Origin of the sequence: Terriglobus tenax (assembly GCF_025685395.1) — a bacterium.
GTDB classification, from domain to species: Bacteria; Acidobacteriota; Terriglobia; order Terriglobales; family Acidobacteriaceae; genus Terriglobus; species Terriglobus tenax.
In genome coordinates this window covers 37,224-58,066 of the sequence record NZ_JAGSYA010000004.1, presented here as the reverse complement: position 1 = coordinate 58,066, position 20,843 = coordinate 37,224, and the positions used below count along the sequence as shown (strand labels likewise).

The window sequence follows — 20,843 nt, the reverse complement described above, 5'->3', positions numbered from 1 at the left end:
GCCTCTGACTTGTTTGAGATCGCCCTTGCGGTTGCGAGGGCATGATGTGACGTTACCAGATCATGCCACGCGCGGCGCACTTTATCCTAGACAGAGTATGTCTGCCTACGACCAGCCCGGCACGGTCATGCTCGTCAACGCACAGACGGGAGCACCGAGCTATCTGTTTCAAAACCCCGTTGAGACACTTATGGCTTTCAACGCTGAAGAGCTTGAACGGTTGTTGCAGACGTTGGATGACGCAACCAGGAGCGGGCTCTACGCCGCAGGATACATGGCCTATGAGGCCGGCTATGCGCTGGAGCCCTCGCTCCGTCACTTGATGCCCGGCGAGGGAAAACCGCTGGCATGGTTTGGTCTGTATACACAGCGTGAGACATTCCGCTACCAGGGGGCTGTTCCGCCCCTCGAGTTGGAACACGCGTCCATCCTGATGACAAAGGATCAATTTGCACACAAAGTCGCTCGCATCAAGCAGCATATTGAAAGAGGAGATACGTACCAGGTCAATCTGACAACACAACTGGAATGGAAGTATGGCTGTTCCCCCGAAGATTTGCTGCATCACATCCTGGCCGTGCAGCCGGTCGAGTTTGGCGCTTTTGTGAATACCGGTGAGGCGCAGATTCTGTCAGCTTCGCCCGAGTTGTTTTTTCAACGTGAAGAGGCCCGCATCACAACACGCCCGATGAAAGGCACCGCGCAGCGCGGGCGTAATCTGAGCGAAGACCAGCAGCGGATGCAATGGCTGGCAAACGATGAGAAGAACCGCGCCGAGAACCTGATGATTGTTGACCTGCTTCGTAATGATCTTGGCCGTATCTGCGCAACGGGTTCTGTTCATGTCCGCGGGCTTTTCCAGGTGGAGCGCTATCCTACGCTGCACCAGATGACCTCAACCATCTGTGCTGATTTGAAGCCGGAAACGGGATACGCCGATATCTTCCGTGCGCTTTTCCCTTCCGGGTCCATCGTTGGGGCTCCCAAGATTAAGACGATGGAACTGATTCATTCGCTCGAGGACAGGCCGCGGGGAGTGTACACAGGATGCATCGGCTTTATCGCGCCGGACAACGAAGCATGCTTCTCGGTAGCCATTCGCACTATCACTCTGCAGGACGGGACGGCAAACATGGGGGTAGGTGCAGGCATCACGTATGACTCGGATGCGGCAGCCGAGTATGAAGAGACGCGCCTGAAGGGATCGTTCCTGCAACAGGACTCGCAGCCATTCCAGCTAATTGAAACAATGCTGTGGGATGGCAACCGTGTCCACTTTCTTACAGAGCATCTTGCGCGGCTGCAGCAGTCAGCGGAGTACTTCGGATTCCGCTTCGATCCCACCGCAATGGAGAAAGAGCTGCTGGTTGCGGCACAGAAACTGGAAGGAACACATCGCATCCGCCTACTGCTAGAGCGCTCGGGAGCTTGCTCCATAACGTCCGTGGTCATTGTTCTTGAGAACCGCCCTCTGCGGGTTTTACTGTCGCCACAGCGTACGAATTCGCTGGATGTCTTTCTGCATCACAAGACCACGCGCCGTACTCTTTACGACGATGAGCTTGCAATGGCTCGTACGCGCGGCTTCGACGAGGTACTTTTCGTCAATGAGCAAGGCCACCTCACGGAAGGCTGCATCACAAATTTCTTTGTGGAACGCAATGGGCATTTGCTTACGCCCCCATTAGCGGATGGCGTGCTGCCGGGGATTCTTCGTGCGCATCTTGCTCCCGAGGAGCGGTCAGTGACTCTGGCGGATTTGTTGCCAGATGACCGCCTCTACCTTGGCAATTCGGTCCGAGGGTTGCTCCCTGTAGGGTACCTGGAGCGGTAACCTGCCACTGTTTACCGGGATTTCACGAAGGTTTCACCTGCCAGCATTGCCCTTCTACGCATGCTTGAGCATGGACGCTGTGTGCCCAAGCCCCGAACTGACCATCGTCATTCCAGCCAAGAATGAGATTACTTATCTGCCAAGGCTTCTGAACTGCCTGGCGCGGCAGGACTATCCTGCGATGCGCTCCGTGCCGGTCATTGTCGCCGATGCCGGATCGACCGATGGCACAGCCGAAGCGGCACTGGCTTTTGCAGATAGCCTGCAGGTCAAGGTGATTCCCGGTGGACTTCCTTCGGTTGGCAGAAATGCCGGCGCGCGGGCGGCTGCGACACCTTACCTGCTCTTTCTCGATGCCGATATTGAGCTGGACGATACGACGCTGATACGCCGTGCTCTCCGCCTGCTCCGCCGCAGACGTCTCCACTGCCTGACGACTTCCATCCGCTGCATCAGCCGCAATCCGTTCGACCATGCGTTGTATTTTGCGAATAATCTGATGCAGCGCATCGGGTCGTTCACCAAGCCGTTTGGAACGGGGATGTTCCTGCTGTTTGAAACAGCGGCATTTCAACGCCTGGGCGGGTTTGATGAGTCAGCCCTGTTTGCCGAGGATTATCACCTGACGCGGCAGATCTCTCCACGTCGCTTTGGCATCCTGCGCGGACACATCCTAACCTCCAACCGCCGTTTTTTGCGGACGGGGCGCTTCCGGATGGTCTTCCTTTTCTTCCGTACGATGCTGAACACGTGGAATGATTCGTACTTCGAAAATGACCATCGCTACTGGGAAAATCCCAGCGAAGCGGAACAACAGTAACGCGTTCTTTTTCTGAACACATAAGGGCGGCCCATCGGGCCGCCCTTATGTGTTGGTGAGTGGTTGCTTAGAAGATGATCTTCGCCGCAAGCTGCAGCTGACGTGGGTTGCCAAACACGCTCGTGATCTGGCCGAAGCTGGAGCTACCGAACGTGCTGTTGGGCTGAGCATAGTTGGTTTTGTTCAGCACATTGAAGGCTTCTGCACGGAGGTCGAGGTTCGATGAGTCGCTCCACAGGGGGAACGCCTTATGCAGACCGAAGTCCGTGGAGAAGATGGCATAGCCACGCTCAGAATTACGCGAGACATTGCCCCACGCACTGGTCGTCGGGTTGGCGAGAGCTGCTGAGTTAAAGTAGCCGCTCAGAGCCGTTGACGATTTTGTACGTGTAGAAGCAGAGCTGGTGATTGGACCGCCCGCAGCCGAATGGCTAGGACGGTAGGTCACCAGATCACTGACGTAAAGCGAGGAGGACGATGAGAGCGAGTAGTTGACGTTGATGGGAAGACCGCTGCTCATGTTGTTGATGATGTTCATCTGCCATCCGCCGAAGACAGCGTTCATGAAGTAGTTCGAGCTACCACCCCAATGACGGCCATGACCATACGGCAGGTCATACACGGTGGAGAAAACATCGGTGAGCGGCTGGTCGTACCCGCCCGGACCGTAGTCACCACGAGGATTTGCGTAGTTGATGCGTGAGTTATCGCCACCTGCGGTCTCGAGGTGACCGGAGGAGATATCAAAAACGCGACCCCAGGTAAAGGAGTTCATGAAGAACAAGCCCATCTGGGCGCGCTTCTGTACCTTGAACTGCAACGAGTTGTAATTTGCCGATCCCGCACCGTATGCGATCTCGATGCCGGCGAAGTTGGTAATCGGGCGACGTGCCTGCAGGTTACCGCAGGTGCCGGTGCAAGGTGTGGCCTGGTTATAGTCAGCAAGTACCTGCAGGTGGGTAGCCTTATTGCCTACGTAGGCAAGGTCAGCAACGATTCCACCAGGGAGCTGGTACTGGATGCCGGCGTGGTAGCTCTGCACATAGCCCGTCTTGAAATTCTTGGGGATGTAGCGGCTGAGTACGTTGAGCGGGTTGAAGTAGGCTGCCGTCGTCAAACCGACAGCGTATCCCTGCTGCGTCTGACGGAAGCAGGAGGACTGCAACTGCGTGTCAGTGGTGCAGAGCGGGTTCGCAATGGACTGTGTGATGCTGGCGTTTACGACGTTCGGGCCATTGTAGGTGAGATTATTTTCACCACCGGCACGATTCCACTGCGTGAAGCCAATGCCATAACCAGTACGAAGCACAAGCTTGTCAGTAGCTCCATAGCTGAGACCAAAGCGCGGTCCGATGTTGGTCATCGGAGTGTTGACCTGAGCGCGGCCAGAGATACCATCGTTAGTCGCCTGGACCAGTGCCCCAGTGGTTGCGGTAACCGGGTTGAAGTTGGCAAGACGGTTATCACGCTCATACTGCGGAGTGGCGATCTCGTACCGCAGACCCGCGTTCATCGTCAGCTTGGGCGACAGTTTGATATCGTCCTGGATGTACATAAAGTTGAACATCTGGCGCAGGTTGACGATGGCATAGGTGGTGAGTTGATACTGCGAACGATTGCCGAACATGAAGTCGGCAAGGTTACGGGCCTGCTGGAGCTGCGCAGCGTAAGTCGTGGCAGATGCAGTCGTGACCGTCTTATTCGTCGGCTCACCATTGCTTGAGAAAACACCGGCGTAGGTATCGGCTCCGTAGCTCGGGTTGAAGTCGTTCAACTGGGTGTTGACCTTCTGGAACTCATAGCCGAGCTTCACGCTGTGCTTTCCGAGTATCCAGGTGTAGTTCGCCTTCGGGTTATAGATGGTGGGGTTCTGGAATTGTGGATTCGAGCTCTGTGCGCCAAACTGCGAGTAGCCTGTAACCGACTGCGCATTGAGCGAACGGACAACGATGGGATCAGTCGGCAGGCCGTTGGTGATGCCATTCTCAACCAGCATGGAAGGCTGACCGGTACCTACCGGAAACTTGCCGCCCTCGTTCTTCGAGTAGCCAAAGCGGATGTCCAACAGCTTGTTGGTCGAAATTGTCCAGGTGACACCGCCAGCAACCGCACGGTTTTTGATGTTGACGTTGCCGTTCGAGTTACCACCTGCACGACCCGTGATTCCCGGCGGATCGAAGATGTATCCGCGGTGCTCGCTGTAGCGGCCAAAGATAGTCCAACGGCTGTTGAAGGTATGGTCGACACGTCCGTCGCCCTTGTTGTCGGTGATAATGCCGCGCGGCGAGATCGTGAGGTTGTTGGAAAGCGCATTCGAGACATTCGTTGCAGGCAAAGCGGCCAGGACCGCACGTGCAAACTGTGTCTGGTCAGAAACCGGGATGCTTCCGTTGTACAAGCGACCCGTAATGGGATTGCGCAGGGGAATTGCACTAGAAGGATCAGAGGTTTGATCGTTGAGGTAGAACAATCCTGAGCGCTGATTTGCAGTCGGAAGGGTTGAAGGAGTGCTGGGATTGTTGAAGATCAGACGAACACCTTCGTAATCTCCGAAGAAGAAGGTGTGGTCTTTCCAGATGGGAGCGCCAAAGGTTCCGCCGAACTGATTACGAACGAACTTCGGCTTGGTTGCGCCGACAGCCAGGAAGGGTCCGATGGCATTGAATGCGCCATTGCGGTGGTAGTCCCATACGCGACCGTGAATCTGGTTGGTTCCACGGCGGATCGCTGCGTTGATCACAGCACCGGTGGTACGACCGTACTCTGCCGAGTAATTGTTAACTTCGACACGGAACTCGCTGACAGCATCAGGCGAAGGAGGAATGTTCTCGTTGGCAAAGCCCTGGTTCGAGGTGCCGTAGTTGTTGTTGTCCAGACCGTCGAGCAGGAAGTTATTGAAAGCCGAACGCTGTCCATTCACGTTGAACGAAGCTTCGCGGCTTGAAGTCGACTGATTCTGCAGGGCAGACTTACGGGTACCTGGAACAAGCAGTGCGAGGTCAGCATAGCTGCGGCCGTTCAGGGGAAGGTTTTCGACTTCACGCGTGCCGACAACGGTCGAACGGGAGCTGGTTTCGGTATCCAGAATCTGGGCGGCGGCGGTTACTTCCACCGTGTCACTGACGGAGCCGGGGGCCACACTCACGTCGACGCGCTGACGGGCATTGACCGTCAACTGAAAAGGAGCTGTTTTGGTTGTCTGGAAGCCGGCGGATTCCGCCGTCACAACGTAGGTACCGATGTTGACAGAGTTAAATTCGAACTTGCCTTCACCGTCTGTCTTCGCCGTCTGCGAGACATTCGTTCCTGTATTGGTCAGCGTCACCGTAGCTGCCGGAAGAGCAGCACCGGATTTATCTCGCACATAGCCAAGAACAGACGCATTTTCAAACTGCGCCCATCCAGCAACTGGACTGAGAATCACGAGGCCAAGAACAAGAAGCAGGTAGAAGCACATCAATCGCACGGATTCGATCCGTTTGCGCATGGAAGAACACTCCTTTTGTGTTTCTAGTAGCGTCACCGTTTACGATTTCAGTACGGTTGCTGGAATGTGAATGGAGTGTCAAAAACGTTCTATCTTTTGGACAATCCAAGGCATCAGCCCATCTGCTGGAAGCTCTGGCGCCAGTGCCGGCTCCCCCGTAATCGATGTCGCTGCCAATAAACCGCTACGAATAGCGCCCTCCATAGTAGAGGGCCAACCTGTCTTCGTCCAGTCTCCCGCAAGAAATATTCCTTTGTGCCCGCTTTCGGCCTGGGAAGGCCGGTGGCGATCCAGCCCCGGCAGTACCGAGAAGGTAGCTCTGGCTTCCTTCAATACGCCGGTTTTCAGCAGGTTTGTGGTCCTGACCTGGGGGAAGAACAGAGCTAATTCGTTGATTGCATTGCGGATAATCTCTTCCCTATCTTGCTTCAACTGACGATGCGATGCACTGATAACCAGCTCGGTGTAGCTGCCCTTTGCGGGGTCGTTTCCACGGATTCGGGTCTTGTTGAAGATCCACTCGATCGTGGTGTCCAGCAGTACCGCATGGTGCCGATCTGTGATCTCTTTTTCCCACCACAGATGGACTGTGGTGATAGGTGCATGCACAAACTGCGTAATCGATAACGCGAGGTTGGGAAGCAGCTTGACCGACTGCTCAAATGGAAGCGCAACAATGACCTGTTTGCCCTGAAATGTGCCTGCCGTCGTGTGGAGGGTAAAGCCCGAAGTTGCGTCACCGGAGATGTTCTCCACGCTGGCGCGAAGCACGAACTCAGTTCCCTGCTGTTCCGCTGCACGCGCAATCTCTCCGTAGAACTCGCTGAGCGGAAGCATGGGGATGCCAAGACGGCCTCCCTGCGAAGACTTCAGGAAGGACTCGTGGAAGACCTGCCCGGCGTACTTCAGCGAACAGTTCTCAAAGCGGTCATTCAGGGCGCCGATGATTACGGGAGCCCAGAAATGTTTGATGGCGCGCTCGGTCTGGCCGGTGCGTTTCAGCCAATTGGAGAAGCTCTCGGTGTCGTCTTGCGGGTATCCGCGGAAGAACTCAAGTAGACCCCGCGCAATGGCCACCTTATCTGCAACTCCCAGCATAGGAGCCTGAAGGAAGCTGAGGGTATTGTGCCCCGGAGCAGGCAGGCCACTAGGGCCAATGCGGCTGGCGCGGCCACCGGGCTCCAGGAAGGTCAGTTCGTCGTACCAGTGGATCTTGTCGCCAAGGCCAACCGCATTGCAGATCCCGACGAGGTTGGTGCAGCAGCCAAGCATGACGTGCTGGCAATCCACGACTTCGTGCAGCGCTGGATGCTCATACGAATAGGCGCGGCCACCAATATAGGGACGGCGCTCGAGTACCTGCACGCTGAGACCTTGCGCCGAAAGCGCGTGGGCCGCAGCCAGGCCGGCGAGGCCTCCACCGACAATGACGACATCCTTCACCGCGTCACCATCCGGTTCCACGCGGTCATCAACATTCCCTGGCCAAGAACCCGGAGCTTGGTTGCAGTGGGGACAGAGGCACGTTTTGAGAAGACATCGAAGTTTGCATGCTCGATGCGTTCAAGCAGCATGCGATAGATCTTCGCCAAAACCCACATGGCCGCACGGCTGTCGCGGTCCAGCATGGGAGTGAGCGTGTCTGCAGCCTGATACATTGCGTTCGCCTTGACCGCAAGACTGAGCAGAACGGGGCGCAGACGGATGGGATCGTTCGACAGCACATCACACGGTTCAAGCCCGGCGATCCTGAGTTCATCCAGAGGCAGATAGATGCGGCCGCGTTCGGCGTCTTCCTTCACGTCGCGCAGAATATTGGTGACCTGGAAGGCGAGACCGGTTTCCTCCGCGAGCCTCTCTGCTTCTGTGCTGTGGTATCCGAAGATGCGGATGCAGACTAACCCCACAACACTGGCAACCAGGTAACAGTAGTCATACAGCGCACTAAGCGATTCGTAGACCTCGAAGGTGCGGCCACCGATCTCAATAAACTGCACGCCGGGCTTAGCTTCCTGAATGTCGAGTGTGGTGCCCTGCACCAGCTTCTCCAGCAGATCATCAGGAATCTGAAAGCGGCGTTGCGTGTCATTCAAAGCGATGAAGACAGCGTCCTCGGTCGGAGCACCAGCGCGTGCGCTGCGCCATGCGTCCAGCCACGCTGCCATCTGCTCGCGGCGCTGGGGAATGGCCAGACTCTCGTCATCCGCAAGATCATCGGCCTTGCGCATGAAGGCATAGACGGCACACATGGCGTCCGACTTATGCGCCGGCAACGCGACAAACGAGTAATAGAAGTTCTTCGCCTCACGCTTCGCGATGGCGCGGCATTCAGCGTAGGCTTGCTCAACGGTTCTACTCACGCAACCATCTTCTCCACGAGCGCGCGGCCCAGCAGCTTTACCTTGGCGGCCTTGGTCACGACGGGACGGCGCGTCAATGTGTCGTATCCCTGGGCCTCAATCGCATCCAGAATGGTTTCGCCGCCGCGACGGAACAGGCGTAGCGTCACAGCCAGTTGCTTCTGCACGCCACGTTCCAGTGCAGAGCCTTCGGCGAACATGGCGCGGGTCTCCGCAACCAGTCCCTTCATCATCTCGCGAAAGGCGGGCGTAGCCTGGCGCGCGGCGATCTGCTCTTCGGTAACACCGTAGCGTGCCATCCAGTCCTGCGGCAGGTACACACGGCCGCGGTCCCAGTCTTCGCCTACGTCCTGCCAGAAGTTCGCCAACTGCAGTGCCGTGCAGATCTTGTCCGAGAGCAGGTTCAGCGCTTCCTCGTGATAGCCACATGTATGCAGAATCATGCGGCCTACAGGATTGGCCGAGTAGACCGAGTACTCTTCCAGTTCCGCAATGGAGGCGTGACGCGTCTTCACCTGGTCGGCCTTGAAGGCCTGCAGCAAATCGACAAACGGCTGCATCGGAATCCGCCGTGTGCGTACCGTTTCGCCCAGCGCTACAAAGATGGGATGCTGCGACTTCTCCGGAGTCTCGTAGCACTCACGCAACAATACGTCCCACTCTTCCAGCAGGCGCATGCCGATCTCCGGCGTGGCAACCTCGTCTCCAAGGTCGTCGGAGGCGCGGCAGTAGGAGTACAGCGCCTCAAAATCGGTCTTATACGCTTTCGGCAGGAACCACGTGACGACGTGGAAGTTCTCATAGTGGCCGGTGGCCAGCTCATGGCACCACGCGCGTGCCTCGTCCAGCGTGGGACGGGCAACGGGCATTGCGTACTGACTCGGAGCGCCTTCTAACATCACATACCTGCCGGAAAAACGGCTGTCTTAATATCTTTCACGCCCTCGGCTGAGCGCACCATCATCTTCTTGAAGATTGCCGGAACATCGGCCAATCCGGCTCGACCGGTAATGTACTCGGCGCATTTGAAACGTCCGCTTTTGATCAGCTCAAAGGCGGTGCGCGAGGTAGCCGGCGTGTGATGGAAGCTTGCTTTCAGCGTAATGTCGCCGTAGTGCAGGCGGTTGGTATCCAGTTGCACCCTGGTCCCACTGGGCGGGCCTCCGAAGAAGTTGACCATGCCGCCCTTGCGCACCATATCGACTGCCCACTCCCAGGTCATAGGAGTTGCGACGGCTTCAATGGCAATATCGACGCCACGGCTGCCAGGGGTCAGCTTGCGCACCTCAGCCACGGTATCAACGCCGTCGGCGATCTGAACAACGTGCTTTGCTCCGAAGATCCTCGCGGTCTCAATCTGGTCATCACGCTTGACGACGGCGATCACTTCCACACCAGCCAGTTCCGCCGCGTGCATGAACATCAGGCCGATGGGCCCGGCGCCGATGACCACCATCAAATCGCCCGGCTGCGCATTCGATTCTTCGAGGCCGCGGATTACGCAGGCCAGAGGCTCCGTGAGAGCAGCGTATTCGAAAGGAAGGTCTTCGGGAACGGTCAGGGTATTTTTTTCGACAATCCGAGCCGGAATGCGAATGTAGTCGGCGTAAGCTCCGTTGTTGAACAACAGATCCTCGCAAAGGTTCTGCTGATTTTTGTTGCACCAGTAGCACTGGTCACATGGGGCGGAGTTCAGCGCGACCACCCGGTCGCCTAACTTAAACTTTGCGCCATCACCGGCTTCCGCCACCGTACCGGCCAGTTCATGGCCAAAAGGCATGGGCGGCTTCAGCATCATGGCGTGGTAGCCACGGCGATAAACCTTCAGGTCCGTACCGCAGGTCAGGGCCGCGCCAACACGAACGATGATCTCTCCGGGAGCAGCCGTGGGGCGCTCCACCATCTCCAGACGTAAATCTTCCTTGCCGTACAGCACGGCAGCCTGCATGTCAGCCATCTCCTTATTTTCTCATCTCTTAAGCCGATTCGTTGCATTCTGCATCTAACCTCTGGAGAGCAATACGAGATAATCTTCAGCAAGAGCATGCCGATTCAGCTACCGTCTCCTACAGCGTGGGTAAAGTCCAAGGTTCTGGCCTTGCAGGAGTATTCCCTGCTCGCTGGCCGAGCCTTTCGCTCAATGTTTTCTCCACCTATCTATTGGGGGGATGTTGCGCAGCAGATGGACATGATCGGTGTCGGTTCCCTGCCGATTGTCGTTCTCACGGGCTTTTTTACCGGGTGCGTGCTTGCCCTGCAGGCAGCTACGGCGCTGAAGCAGTTTGGCGCTGTGAGCAAGACCGGTAACCTGGTCGCTCTTTCGATGGTGAAGGAACTTGGCCCGGTGCTTACCGGCCTGATGGTCTCCGGCCGCAATGCCTCCGGTATGGCATCCGAGCTTGGCTCCATGAAGGTGACCGAGCAGATTGACGCCATGCGGGCACTGGGCGTCGATCCAATCCGCAAGCTGGTGGCTCCGCGCATCTCGGCCACGGTCTTCATGCTGTTCTGGCTGTCGATTCTGTCCATGTGCATGGGCATCCTCGGTGGCGGCCTGGTGGCTGTCTTCATGCTGGGCCTGGATGGCCACGCGTACTTTACTTCGACCTACTCCGCCCTGGTATGGGCTGACCTGTGGCAGGGACTGACCAAGCCGATCTTCTTCGGCTTTATCATCTCGTCGGTCGGCTGCTACTACGGCATGCAGACCAAGGGCGGCACCCAGGGCGTAGGACGTGCGACAACCGAGGCCGTGGTGGCCTCTTCCATCCTGATCATCGTCTCCGACTTCATCCTGACCCGGTTGATGATCGGAATTCTGGGACGCTAGATGCCGTCTACCGAACAGATCGCCCTGCAGCACACGCTCCCACCGGATGAGCCGGTAGTTAAGTTTGAAAATGTCTCCATCAGCTTCGATGGCAATGAAGTTTTGCGCGACATCTCGTTTACGGTGATGCCTGGCGAAACGAAGATGCTGCTGGGACCAGCTGGTGGCGGCAAGTCCGTGCTGATGAAGCTGGTCGATGGCCTGTTGAGGCCTGACAGCGGAAAGATTTTCGTCTTTGGAGAAGAGGTCAGCGCGATGAAAGAGCGTGACCTGTTCGCCCTGCGACGCCGCATTGGCATGGTCTTCCAAGAGTCGGCGCTGTTTGACTCCCTCAATGTGGAAGATAACGTGGCCTATCGTCTGAATGAAGAAGGCATCCCACCCGATGAGGCACACCAACGCGTGGTGGAAGCGTTGGACTTCGTGGAACTAGGCCACGCCATTGCCAAGTTCCCGTCCGAGCTTTCCGGCGGCATGCGACGCCGCGTTTCGATTGCCCGCGCCATCATCACCGGGCCGGATTTGATCCTGTACGATTCTCCGACGGGTGGTCTTGATCCCATCACATCGACCACCATCATCTCCCTTGTGGCCAAGCAACGGGATGTCTCGCACACGACGTCTCTGCTAATAACGCATCGCCTGCAGGACGCTTTTATGCTGGCGACGCATTGTTACAACCAGAAAGAACAGAGGTTGGAACCATTGGCGAACGGGACGGTGGAGGAAAATACAAAATTCCTCATCCTGAATGAAGGCCACGTGGTCTTTGATGGCAGCACGCTGGAGCTGACTCATTCGGACGATCCATGGATCAAAGAGTATCTAGCGTAAACAGCATCGTGATTCTGGGCGGCTCGGGCCAGATAGGCCATACGCTCGCCGCATATTTCCATGCCGGTGGAACACGCGTGGTGACGGTCTCCCGCTCAGCGAAACCGGCGCCATGGACGACCGCCCTATGGGATGGAAGGACGCTCGGCCCCTGGGCGGCACATCTTGAGGGTGTGGACGCGGTCATCAACCTGGCCGGCTCGACGATCAACACACGTTTTACCCCGGAAAACCGCAAGCTCATTCTCGCCAGCCGGCTGGATGCGACACATCTGACCGGGCAGGCTATTCGTGCCTGCAAGCAGCCATCACGCGTGTGGATCAATGCCTCCGCGGTCGACCTGTATCCGCATACGATGACTCCCTGCACCGAAGCGGACATCGAGGGTTACCACGACACGGGAGCCGTAGATGCCACCACGCCGGACTCGTGGCGTTTCATCTCCGACGTGGTGTGGCAATGGGAGCAGGCGCTGCAAGCGGAGAAAACGCCCTCTACCCGCAAGATTGCACTGCGCACCACGCTGATGCTGTCGCCAGACAAAGGTGGTGTCTTCCGCTTGCTGGCCACACTGGCAAAGTTTGGCCTGGGCGGGCCCCAGGGTTCAGGCCACCAGTGGATGTCGTGGATGCACCACCAGGACTACGCCCGCGCCGTGGAGTTCCTGATCGCACAGGACACGATCAGCGGGCCGGTAAACATCACCAGTCCACACCCGCTGCCGAATCGTGAGTTTATGGTGGCCCTTCGGCAGGCGGTCCACATGCCTATCGGTCTGCCAGCACCGGCCTTCGGTATTCACCTGAGTGCCCTGCTGCTGCGCACGGAGCCCGTGCTGGTGCTGAAGTCGCGGCGCAGCGTGCCTGCAGTTCTGCACCAGCACGGATTTACCTGGATGTTTCCCGACTGGGCCGCGGCTGCACGCGACCTCGTCGAGCACATGCGTTAGACTCCAACGGTCAGACGGCGGTGAAAGAGCTCCAGCGCCATGCCGTAGCCCCAGCGGGCCAGCTCCGGGTCATAACGGACGCCCTCATCCCGCAAAAAGGCATGTGCCGCGTTGACCTCGTGCCAGGTAAAGTGCAGGTTCAGCTCATCCAGGCGGGCAAGAATCTTGCGACGGCCTTCGAGCGGAACATGAGGATCCTGGCGTCCCCAGATCATCATCAACTCGCCCTTGATCTCTTCGGCACGAACGAGTGAATCGTCCCCACCGGCGCTGAGCGACCCCTTGTGGATGTCCGTGCCATAAAAACAGGCGGTGGCCTTTACGTCCTGGTTGAAAGCGGCGCGGAAGGCGAGGTGCCCGCCAATGCAGATACCCATGACACCCAGCGCCCCGGTGCAGTCCGGCCGTGCAGCCAGGTGATCGAGCACGGCACGTGCGTCACCATCGTAACCGGCAAGGGTCTTGGTGGTCTTCAACGCGTTGCCACGGTCACTGCCTTCCTGGTCATAAGCCAGAACGGTGCCAGGTTCTTCAAACTCGTGATAGATCTCCGGGATGGCGACGATGTAGCCGTGGCCGGCGATCATGGCGGCGGTGCGGCGGATGGGGCCGGTCACCTGAAAAATCTCGGTGTAGAACAGGATGCCGGGATACTTGCCCTCTCCGGCGGGACGAAAGATGTGGACCCGCATGGGGCCGGTCGGCGTGGAGAGTTCTACGTGCTCATTTTCGAGAATCGTCATGCAATCACTATAGCCAAGCACGGTATCGAGAGAGGAAATGTGTATCTCGGCTCTACCTCCGCTACACTGATGTGCAAGATGGCTGCAAGCATGTACATCGTCGTGGAAGGTGAAGATCCCGGCTACGACATCTTTGTGAATGGACGTGCCCTGGCCCGGCATGAGGATTCGCTGGAACGGCTGGCCTTGCGGCTGAATGTAAAGCCCTTGATCGAGTTTTTCTCCGCCGACGAAAACTCCATGGCCCTCCTGATTGAAGAAGGCGCGGGCAATCCTGAACTGCTGAAGCGCATGCCGCCGCCGCAATGGTATGCCGCGGCCGATGGCCTTGCCACCGTGCAGACATTGCTCGATGACCTGCGAAAAGAGCCGCAACTGCTCGGCTCAGAAACCCCCATCGTCCTCGCCGAGCTGGAAGAGTACGAGACCGTGCTGATGAAAGCTGCTGCACGGGGCCATCGCTGGCATGTTGCCGTAAGCTGGCGGTAATGCGAACCGTCGCCGCTCTGTTGCTGCTCTCGGTGTTGTGGGGCGTGGAGTGGCTGCGCGAGCTGCTGGTGATTCCCGGAACGCCTCCGGCCCTGCGATCGGCAATCGTCTGTACCCTTGCAGCGGCCATCTTTGCGATCGCTCCCTCGGAGCGGCAAGCCAATGGAAGAAGCCTCATGGTCGGCATCGGGCTCTTTGCAGTGCCTCTGTTGCTGCAACGCCTGGCATATCTCCCCGGCTATACCAACGCCGCACTCTGGACACTGGCTCCGGTCTTCATCGTCGTTGTGTGCGGAGCGAAGCTACAGGGGTTGAGGCAGGATCTGCTGATGACAGCATTGGCGGGAGTTGCCGGAGCGTTGCTTATCTTTCCCGTGCAGTTCCCTGCATCGCTCCGCGAGGGAGTCCATTGGCTGATCCTGATCGCTGGGATAGCCAGCGCCGCAACGGCGTCTGTGTTTGCAAAGGAGACTCCCGGACTGAAAACGACGGGGATGCTGGGAGCGGCTGTCCTCCTCTGGATAGCCACGGCAGTAAGTGGAGCGTTGTCGATCAGCACTCCGGAGCTTCTCTGGATTGCCGGTGTCGATTTGCCCGCACTGTTGCTGCTATTGTGGCTGCTGCAGCAGATGAAGCCTGAAGAGCTGAGCACCCGTTACCTGCTACCTGTCGTTGTGACGATTCTGACAAGCTGGCTCGCGCTCCATCCGCAGATTTCCCTGCGCTTCGCGGGGGGTGTGATGCTGCTGGCCGCATCTTCGACAGGACTCCTTCTTTTGTCGCGCCACAAGGTTTAAAAAGAAACCGGACTGCCGAAGCAGCCCGGTTTCGATTAGCGTTGCAAGGTGGTTACGCGGGGCGATTGCCACCGCCACCCTGACCCGGTCCGCCAGGACGGCGTCCGCCACGACGGCGGCGACGGCGACGGTTGGCATCGCCAGCACGCGCCTGATCCTGCCCGTTGCCAGTAGCCTCACCTGCGGGAGCATCGGTGCCTTCCCCTTCTTCTCCTTCGCCCTCGAAATCATCCTCGAGATCCTCATCACCGTCTTCGAAGTCGTCTCCTCCTTCGATGGTGATGGTCGGCTCGCTCGATGCCGGGCGCTCCGGGCGGGGAGGACGCGGACCGCGATCACGCTTGTCGTTGCTGCCGCCTTCCTGCGGAGCAACCGGAGGCAGACCAAGCTTCTCACGCTGCTCGCGGATAACAGCCTTGCGCGAGAGCTTGATGCGGTTGCCTTCGATGCCGAGGACCTTGACCAGAACCTGATCGCCCTCGCGCAGCTCGTCCTTCACGTCCTTGACGCGATGCTCTGCAATCTCGGAGACGTGCAGCAGGCCGTCGGTGCCGGGGAAGATCTCGACGAATGCGCCGAACTCAGCCAGGCGGACAACCTTACCGAGGTAGGTCTTGCCAATCTCGGGAACGGCAGTGAGGTCGCTGATCATCTGGATGGCGCGCTCAAGACCGTCCGCGTCGCTGGAAGCAACGTTGACGCGACCCGAATCGTCCACATCAATCTTCACGCCCGTGGCATCGATGATGCCGCGGATGACCTTTCCGCCAGGTCCGATCAGGTCACGGATCTTGTCGGTCGGGATCTGCAGGGTGTGAATGCGCGGGGCAAACTGCGACGGAGTCTCGTTGGCTCCGGCAATCACAGCATCCATCTTGTCCAGCAGGAAGATGCGGGCAACGCGGGCCTGCTCAAGCGCCTCACGCATGATCTGGGCGGTGATGCCCATGATCTTGATGTCCATCTGCAGTGCGGTGATGCCATTGCGGGTTCCGGCAACCTTGAAGTCCATGTCGCCGTAGTGATCTTCCGCGCCGGCGATGTCGGTCAGGATGGCGTACTTGTCGCCTTCCTTCACCAGACCCATTGCGATGCCGGCTACAGCGGCCTTCAGCTTGATGCCAGCCTGCATCAGCGAGAGCGAAGCTCCGCAGACGGTGGCCATGGACGAGGAGCCGTTCGACTCCAGGATGTCCGAGACCACGCGCATGACGTAGGGCGACTCTTCACCGGGCAGAACAGCTTCAATAGCGCGCGATGCCAGAGCACCGTGGCCGATTTCGCGGCGGCCAACGCCCGACATACGGCCGACTTCACCAACCGAGAACGGCGGGAAGTTGTAGTGCAGCATGAAGGTCTTCTTCTGCTCGCCGGTGTAGGTTTCAATGCGCTGCGCATCGTCGGTGGTGCCGAGGGTGGTCGTTACCAGGGCCTGGGTCTCACCGCGGGTGAACAGAGCCGAACCATGGGTGCGGGGCAGAACACCAATCTCGATGTCAATCTTGCGGACCTGGTCAAAGGCGCGGCGATCAGGGCGGATGCGATCGTTGAGGACCTGCTCGCGGAAGATGTCTTCACGCAGCAGCTCGTAATACTTGCTCAGCTTCTTCGGAGCGGCGGCATCGTCGGCCGGAAGAGCGGCCTTCAGCTCGTCCTTCAGCTCCTTGACCTTGGCATAGCTGTCGACCTTGGCATACTTCTGCGTGTCGAGGGCATCCTTCAGGCGCTCACCTACCTGAGCCTTCAGCTCGTTGTAGTAGATTTCATCCTTTTCGACAGGATTGACGTGGCGCTTGGTCTTGCCGGCCTTGGAGACGAGCTCCTCGATCACAGCAACAATCTTCTTGATCTCACCGTGGCCAAACTCGATGGCATCGACGACCTTGTCTTCGGCAACTTCCTTCGCGCCGGACTCGATCATCACGATGCCGTCCTTCGTGCCGACGACCATGATGTTCATGGTGCTCTCGGCCTTCTCGGCGTAGGTGGGGTTCACGACAAACTCACCATTAATCATGCCGACGCGAACCGCGCCAACCGGGCCGTTGAACGGAATATCCGACAGGGCCAGGGCGCACGAAGCGGCGTTGATCGCGATGACGTCCGGATCGTTTTCCTTGTCAGCGGAGTAAACGAAGCCGACAACCTGGGTCTCATTGCGGAAGGCCTCCGGGAAGAGAGGACGAATGGGACGGTCGATCTGGCGAGCGGTCAGGATCTCCTTTTCGGAGGGACGGCCTTCGCGCTTGATGAAGCCGCCGGGGATGCGTCCGCCGGCGTAGGTGAACTCACGGTACTCGACCGTCAGCGGGAAGAAGTCGATGCCTTCCTTGGGCTCGGCGCTGGCAACTGCAGTGCCGAGAACGACGGTGTCGCCGCTGGTGGTCAGCGCGGCGCCGGAGGCCTGCTTGGCCATGCGTCCCGTCTCAAATGTGATCCGCTTGCCACCGGCAAGCTCTACACTCACTTCCTGTTTCATGTGTGTATCTCTCTTTCTCTCTGTCTTCTTATCGAAACTTATGATCGTGCGCCATTCAGGTGCACGGGTGCGGCAGCATGGCGAGCCTTAAGCACTGGCCATGCGCTCAAAAAAATCTGTGGTTGGGAATGCCCTGACATAGGCGCGCCTGGTTGATATGCCACCATCGCGCCCGTCATTACTTCGCGCTCCGGAGGTGCCGGAAAGCATAAACGGCTGCTGAAGCCCGCATTGCGGACCCCGCAGCCGTATATGGAAACTTCGTGCGCCTGGGCATAGTTACTCGTGCCGCGTAAAGCTCAACTGGATCGTAAAACCAGAAACGGTTTACTTACGGATACCCAGCTTGCCGATCACTTCGCGGTAGCGGTCAGAGTCGTTCTTCTTCAGGTAGTCCAGCAGGCGGCGACGCTTGCTGACCAGCATCAGCAGGCCACGGCGGGAGCCATGATCCTTCTTATGGGTCTTGAAGTGCTCCGTCAGCTCGCCGATCCGCTCGCTCAGAATGGCGATCTGGACCTCCGGGCTGCCGGTGTCCGAATCGTGCGTGCGGAATTTGCTGATAATTTCGGTCTTCTTGGCAGGTGCTAACACGGGATTACGTTGCTCCTCTACTTCTCTTCTCTTAAATTCACTCGTCTAGTGTCCTGAGTAGGATAGCATCACTGGCTCTGCCCGGCAATCAAACCCGCCCCTGGACTACAGGCTGGTTCGTACTATTTCGGAACGGGCCTCCATGGCGGCCCGTACCGCGTAGAATGCCTCCTTCGGCAGGAACAGCCGGTCAAACAGCAGAGGACGTGCCTGTTCATCGCTTCCCTGCTCATACCGCAGCCAGCTCTGGCCGTCGTCCACGCCCCAGAAAAGCACCGCTGAAACCGCCGGTTCCGCCAGCGCAAGGTTCAGGTATTGGCTGTAAGTCTGTGCCACCACAGTATCCCGGCGAGGGTCCTGCCGGTTGACCTCGCGGTCCTTCACATCCATTTCGCTCAAAAAAATCTGCAGCCCCATCTCGCGCACACGGGCCATGAACCTCTGCAGTCCCGCACCGTATTGTGCACAGGCACAGATGTGGCTCTGGATGCCGACCGCGTCGATGGGCACATTGCGCGCCTTCAGGCGGCGCAGCAAAAGAAGCACGGCGCTGCGTTTCTGCTCGGCGTCGTAAGTCTCGTCTTCCATGCCGTAGTCGTTGTAGCTCAAAAGCGCGGCAGGATCAGCCATCCGCGCAGTCTGAAAGGCCAGCTCAATATAGTCCGGGCCGATGGTTTGCAACCAGGGCGAGTTCCTGAGTCCGTCCGGGCGATTGTCCTTTACCTCAACCGCCTCGTTCACCACATCCCAGGAGTGCATACGGCCGGCATAGCGGCTGACGACGGTCTGAATGTGCTCGACCAGTTGATTCCGCGCATCATCCGCCGAGTTAATCGCCGTAACCCATGCAGGAAGATCGCGATGCCAGCAGAGCGTGTGCCCGCGCAGGCGGATGTGATTCTCCTCGGCAAAGGTAAGCAGCGTATCGGCCTGGTCAAAGCGAAAACGGCCACGCGCCGGACGCAGAGCACCCCACTTCATTGCGTTTTCCGGAACGATGATGCTGGCCTGCTGCTTCACCAGGCTGGCGCAGCGATGGTCTTTCAGGCGTTCCGGATCGACCGCGAAGCCAGTAAGCAGGCGATGCTCGGCGGCGACCGCACGCAACGACCACTGCCCGCTGATATCGCGGACAGGAGCCAGCTTTGAAGCGGGAGCGGAGACCTTCGGCCCGCATCCGAGGAGTGAAGTGAGGCCCGCACCGGCGGCGGAGAGAAGGCCGTACCGCAGCAGTTCGCGGCGGTCGAAACTCATTCCGCTCCCCGCTTGCCGGCCAGGTCACGGATCTCGCCGGTCCAGCGCAGAAAGCGCAGAAGCTGCCAACGCTCGCGCCAGCCAAAACGGAAAAAATCCTTCGCCGTAATCTGCTCAGCCTTCAGACCGGAGTAGGTCTCAAGTCGCCAGCGCAGATAGGGGGAGTTCCACGGCGTCAGCCTGTGGCCCTTCGTCGCATTCCAAAGAAACAGCAGCCCACCAAACATGCCCTGTCAGTATAGGGCTTACAGGTAGTCAAACAGACTGGACTTACCCACACCCGATCCACCGAAGATGCCGATGCGTTGGCCGCGGCCTACGGCCAGCACGCCATCAATGACACGGAGTCCGGTACCCAGCGGCTCCCGGATCGGCATACGTTCCATCGGTCCTGGCGGATTTACATCGAGTGGCCAGCGCTCGATTGCATCCAACGGCGCGCCACCATCGATCGGGATACCACTGGCATCGAACACGCGACCCAGCATCTGCTTGCTGACCGCAAGTGAAGGCCTGCGTCGCATAGCAAATACCTTTGCGCCAAAGCGTACCCCCGCCACCGCATTCACCGGTGTCAGCAGCGTTCGGCTGTTGCGAATACCAACAACCTCTGCCTCAATCCGTCCATCATTGGCCACGATCTCGCAGCACTCTCCCACAGAACACGGCGGTCCATCCGCCTCAATCAACTGCCCTTCCGCTTCGGCCACACGCCCGCTCCAGCGCCAGCTTTGAGAAGCATCCAGCCGTGCATGAAAACGTTGCAGCTTCATTGCGGACGCTTCCCGAGCAATTCACAAAAGCTCGTCTCAATCTCTGTAAGCTGGGCTTCCACCCCAAGATCCACCGATCCACACCGCGCCAGTAACTCGCAGGAGCCGGGCTTCATGGCAGCATCTCCTTCTACCTGGACCTGCTCATCATGCAGCGTTTCCTTCCAAAGTGCGGCATCCGTTAGTGGTACACGCAGACGCACCTCATCGTCGGCATTCATCTGCTCCACGGCAACGCGCACTACGCCACGCAGCAGTAACGGATCGAGCTTCGCCTCGCGATGCAATACTCTGCGAGCCACAGCCAGGGCCAGTTTCACCACTTCCGCCTCTGCATCGGCAAAGTAACGCTTGCGCTGGTCATCAAAAGCCTCCAGGGCCTGTTCCACCCTCGCTCCTATCTCCGCACACCGTTGTTCAAACTCTTCCTGCATCGCAGCGCGCGTTTGCGCTACGGCCTGCTCCCGTGCCAAGGAGAGTTCGGCCATGTGTTGCTGTTCGGCAAGCAGCATAGTCGCACGCATCTGCTCCACTTCGGCAGACAGATCCCTTGCCACGGAGGCCGATGTGCCCGGTTGCAGAACTCGGTCATGGGAACG

The 20,843-nt window shown here is 58.4% G+C and carries 19 protein-coding genes; 7 read left to right on the top strand and 12 right to left on the bottom strand.

Features of this window, described 5'->3' with window-relative positions; genetic code table 11:
* Positions 1-97: 97 nt before the first annotated feature.
* Both pabB and OHL13_RS05840 read left to right on the top strand, forming a co-directional pair.
* On the top strand, positions 98-1,834 hold the full coding sequence (gene pabB, locus OHL13_RS05845) for an aminodeoxychorismate synthase component I (RefSeq protein ID WP_263409195.1): 1,737 nt from the start codon (positions 98-100) through the stop codon (positions 1,832-1,834).
* A 70-nt stretch (positions 1,835-1,904) separates the two neighbouring features.
* Positions 1,905-2,654: a glycosyltransferase gene (locus OHL13_RS05840; protein WP_263409194.1), complete on the top strand. Its 750-nt coding sequence runs from the start codon at positions 1,905-1,907 to the stop codon at positions 2,652-2,654.
* 67 nt (positions 2,655-2,721) lie between these two features.
* Here the strand turns inward: OHL13_RS05840 and OHL13_RS05835 are convergent, their stop codons facing one another.
* From OHL13_RS05835 to OHL13_RS05815, 5 genes are all read right to left on the bottom strand, one after another.
* A complete protein-coding gene (locus OHL13_RS05835; protein ID WP_263409193.1) occupies positions 2,722-6,141 on the bottom strand; it encodes a TonB-dependent receptor in 3,420 nt (1,139 codons plus the stop codon).
* Between the two features lie 78 nt (positions 6,142-6,219).
* Positions 6,220-7,605, bottom strand: a complete 1,386-nt coding sequence (gene hpnE, locus OHL13_RS05830; RefSeq protein ID WP_263409192.1) for a hydroxysqualene dehydroxylase HpnE — start codon at positions 7,603-7,605, stop codon at positions 6,220-6,222.
* Entirely contained in the window at positions 7,581-8,501 is a 921-nt protein-coding gene (locus OHL13_RS05825; RefSeq protein WP_263409191.1) for a phytoene/squalene synthase family protein, read from the bottom strand. Before OHL13_RS05825 ends, hpnE begins: the two co-directional genes overlap by 25 nt.
* Complete coding sequence (hpnC, locus tag OHL13_RS05820; RefSeq protein WP_263409190.1) at positions 8,498-9,370, bottom strand: squalene synthase HpnC; 873 nt, start codon at positions 9,368-9,370, stop codon at positions 8,498-8,500. Before hpnC ends, OHL13_RS05825 begins: the two co-directional genes overlap by 4 nt.
* Before the next feature lie 29 nt (positions 9,371-9,399).
* Entirely contained in the window at positions 9,400-10,449 is a 1,050-nt protein-coding gene (locus OHL13_RS05815) for an alcohol dehydrogenase catalytic domain-containing protein (protein WP_263411618.1), read from the bottom strand.
* 96 nt (positions 10,450-10,545) lie between these two features.
* Between OHL13_RS05815 and OHL13_RS05810 the strand changes: the two genes are divergently transcribed.
* Genes OHL13_RS05810 through OHL13_RS05800 form a run of 3 tightly spaced genes read left to right on the top strand, consistent with a single transcriptional unit; the run spans position 10,546 to position 13,115 of the window.
* A complete protein-coding gene (locus OHL13_RS05810; protein ID WP_399255305.1) occupies positions 10,546-11,331 on the top strand; it encodes an MlaE family ABC transporter permease in 786 nt (261 codons plus the stop codon).
* Positions 11,332-12,165 (top strand): ABC transporter ATP-binding protein, encoded by an 834-nt coding sequence (locus tag OHL13_RS05805; RefSeq protein ID WP_263409189.1) that lies wholly within the window; start codon positions 11,332-11,334, stop codon positions 12,163-12,165.
* Positions 12,141-13,115, top strand: a complete 975-nt coding sequence (locus OHL13_RS05800; protein ID WP_263409188.1) for a TIGR01777 family oxidoreductase — start codon at positions 12,141-12,143, stop codon at positions 13,113-13,115. The genes OHL13_RS05805 and OHL13_RS05800 overlap by 25 nt, the downstream gene beginning before the upstream one ends.
* Here the strand turns inward: OHL13_RS05800 and OHL13_RS05795 are convergent.
* The gene (locus tag OHL13_RS05795) at positions 13,112-13,858 is read right to left on the bottom strand and encodes a dienelactone hydrolase family protein (protein WP_263409187.1); all 747 of its coding nucleotides are present in this window, start codon (positions 13,856-13,858) and stop codon (positions 13,112-13,114) included. The two genes, OHL13_RS05800 and OHL13_RS05795, sit on opposite strands and share 4 nt — an antisense overlap.
* 78 nt (positions 13,859-13,936) lie before the next feature.
* Between OHL13_RS05795 and OHL13_RS05790 the strand changes: the two genes are divergently transcribed.
* Positions 13,937-14,347 (top strand): hypothetical protein, encoded by a 411-nt coding sequence (locus OHL13_RS05790; protein WP_263409186.1) that lies wholly within the window; start codon positions 13,937-13,939, stop codon positions 14,345-14,347.
* A complete protein-coding gene (locus OHL13_RS05785; RefSeq protein ID WP_263409185.1) occupies positions 14,347-15,144 on the top strand; it encodes a hypothetical protein in 798 nt (265 codons plus the stop codon). The genes OHL13_RS05790 and OHL13_RS05785 overlap by 1 nt, the downstream gene beginning before the upstream one ends.
* Positions 15,145-15,196: 52 nt before the next feature.
* On the opposite strand, the gene pnp is transcribed toward OHL13_RS05785, so the two are convergent.
* The 6 genes from pnp to OHL13_RS05755 form a co-directional block, all read right to left on the bottom strand.
* Positions 15,197-17,623 (bottom strand): polyribonucleotide nucleotidyltransferase, encoded by a 2,427-nt coding sequence (pnp, locus tag OHL13_RS05780; RefSeq protein ID WP_263409184.1) that lies wholly within the window; start codon positions 17,621-17,623, stop codon positions 15,197-15,199.
* A 327-nt stretch (positions 17,624-17,950) separates the two neighbouring features.
* A complete protein-coding gene (gene rpsO, locus OHL13_RS05775) occupies positions 17,951-18,217 on the bottom strand; it encodes a 30S ribosomal protein S15 (RefSeq protein WP_263409183.1) in 267 nt (88 codons plus the stop codon).
* A 105-nt stretch (positions 18,218-18,322) separates the two neighbouring features.
* Positions 18,323-19,471 carry an endo-1,4-beta-xylanase gene (locus tag OHL13_RS05770; RefSeq protein WP_263409182.1) on the bottom strand — a complete coding sequence of 383 codons (1,149 nt, stop codon included), beginning with the start codon at positions 19,469-19,471 and terminating at the stop codon, positions 18,323-18,325.
* Positions 19,468-19,698: a hypothetical protein gene (locus OHL13_RS05765; protein WP_263409181.1), complete on the bottom strand. Its 231-nt coding sequence runs from the start codon at positions 19,696-19,698 to the stop codon at positions 19,468-19,470. The genes OHL13_RS05770 and OHL13_RS05765 overlap by 4 nt, the downstream gene beginning before the upstream one ends.
* Positions 19,699-19,716: 18 nt before the next feature.
* Positions 19,717-20,244 carry a hypothetical protein gene (locus OHL13_RS05760; RefSeq protein WP_263409180.1) on the bottom strand — a complete coding sequence of 176 codons (528 nt, stop codon included), beginning with the start codon at positions 20,242-20,244 and terminating at the stop codon, positions 19,717-19,719.
* Complete coding sequence (locus OHL13_RS05755; protein WP_263409179.1) at positions 20,241-20,768, bottom strand: FliH/SctL family protein; 528 nt, start codon at positions 20,766-20,768, stop codon at positions 20,241-20,243. Before OHL13_RS05755 ends, OHL13_RS05760 begins: the two co-directional genes overlap by 4 nt.
* Positions 20,769-20,843: the final 75 nt, after the last annotated feature.

What these genes read in the sequence shown, in the direction of transcription:
- OHL13_RS05795 (WP_263409187.1), bottom strand. Translation starts at nt 13,858, where the DNA reads ATGACGATTCTCGAAAATGAGCACGTAGAACTCTCCACGCCGACCGGC.
- OHL13_RS05755 (WP_263409179.1), bottom strand. Translation starts at nt 20,768, where the DNA reads ATGCGTGCGACTATGCTGCTTGCCGAACAGCAACACATGGCCGAACTC.
- OHL13_RS05810 (WP_399255305.1), top strand. Translation starts at nt 10,546, where the DNA reads ATGCCGATTCAGCTACCGTCTCCTACAGCGTGGGTAAAGTCCAAGGTT.
- OHL13_RS05800 (WP_263409188.1), top strand. Translation starts at nt 12,141, where the DNA reads ATGGATCAAAGAGTATCTAGCGTAAACAGCATCGTGATTCTGGGCGGC.
- hpnC (WP_263409190.1), bottom strand. Translation starts at nt 9,370, where the DNA reads ATGCCCGTTGCCCGTCCCACGCTGGACGAGGCACGCGCGTGGTGCCAT.
- OHL13_RS05760 (WP_263409180.1), bottom strand. Translation starts at nt 20,244, where the DNA reads ATGAAGCTGCAACGTTTTCATGCACGGCTGGATGCTTCTCAAAGCTGG.
- pnp (WP_263409184.1), bottom strand. Translation starts at nt 17,623, where the DNA reads ATGAAACAGGAAGTGAGTGTAGAGCTTGCCGGTGGCAAGCGGATCACA.
- OHL13_RS05770 (WP_263409182.1), bottom strand. Translation starts at nt 19,471, where the DNA reads ATGAGTTTCGACCGCCGCGAACTGCTGCGGTACGGCCTTCTCTCCGCC.
- OHL13_RS05785 (WP_263409185.1), top strand. Translation starts at nt 14,347, where the DNA reads ATGCGAACCGTCGCCGCTCTGTTGCTGCTCTCGGTGTTGTGGGGCGTG.
- OHL13_RS05765 (WP_263409181.1), bottom strand. Translation starts at nt 19,698, where the DNA reads ATGTTTGGTGGGCTGCTGTTTCTTTGGAATGCGACGAAGGGCCACAGG.
- OHL13_RS05790 (WP_263409186.1), top strand. Translation starts at nt 13,937, where the DNA reads ATGGCTGCAAGCATGTACATCGTCGTGGAAGGTGAAGATCCCGGCTAC.
- pabB (WP_263409195.1), top strand. Translation starts at nt 98, where the DNA reads ATGTCTGCCTACGACCAGCCCGGCACGGTCATGCTCGTCAACGCACAG.
- OHL13_RS05805 (WP_263409189.1), top strand. Translation starts at nt 11,332, where the DNA reads ATGCCGTCTACCGAACAGATCGCCCTGCAGCACACGCTCCCACCGGAT.
- OHL13_RS05835 (WP_263409193.1), bottom strand. Translation starts at nt 6,141, where the DNA reads ATGCGCAAACGGATCGAATCCGTGCGATTGATGTGCTTCTACCTGCTT.
- OHL13_RS05840 (WP_263409194.1), top strand. Translation starts at nt 1,905, where the DNA reads ATGGACGCTGTGTGCCCAAGCCCCGAACTGACCATCGTCATTCCAGCC.
- OHL13_RS05815 (WP_263411618.1), bottom strand. Translation starts at nt 10,449, where the DNA reads ATGCAGGCTGCCGTGCTGTACGGCAAGGAAGATTTACGTCTGGAGATG.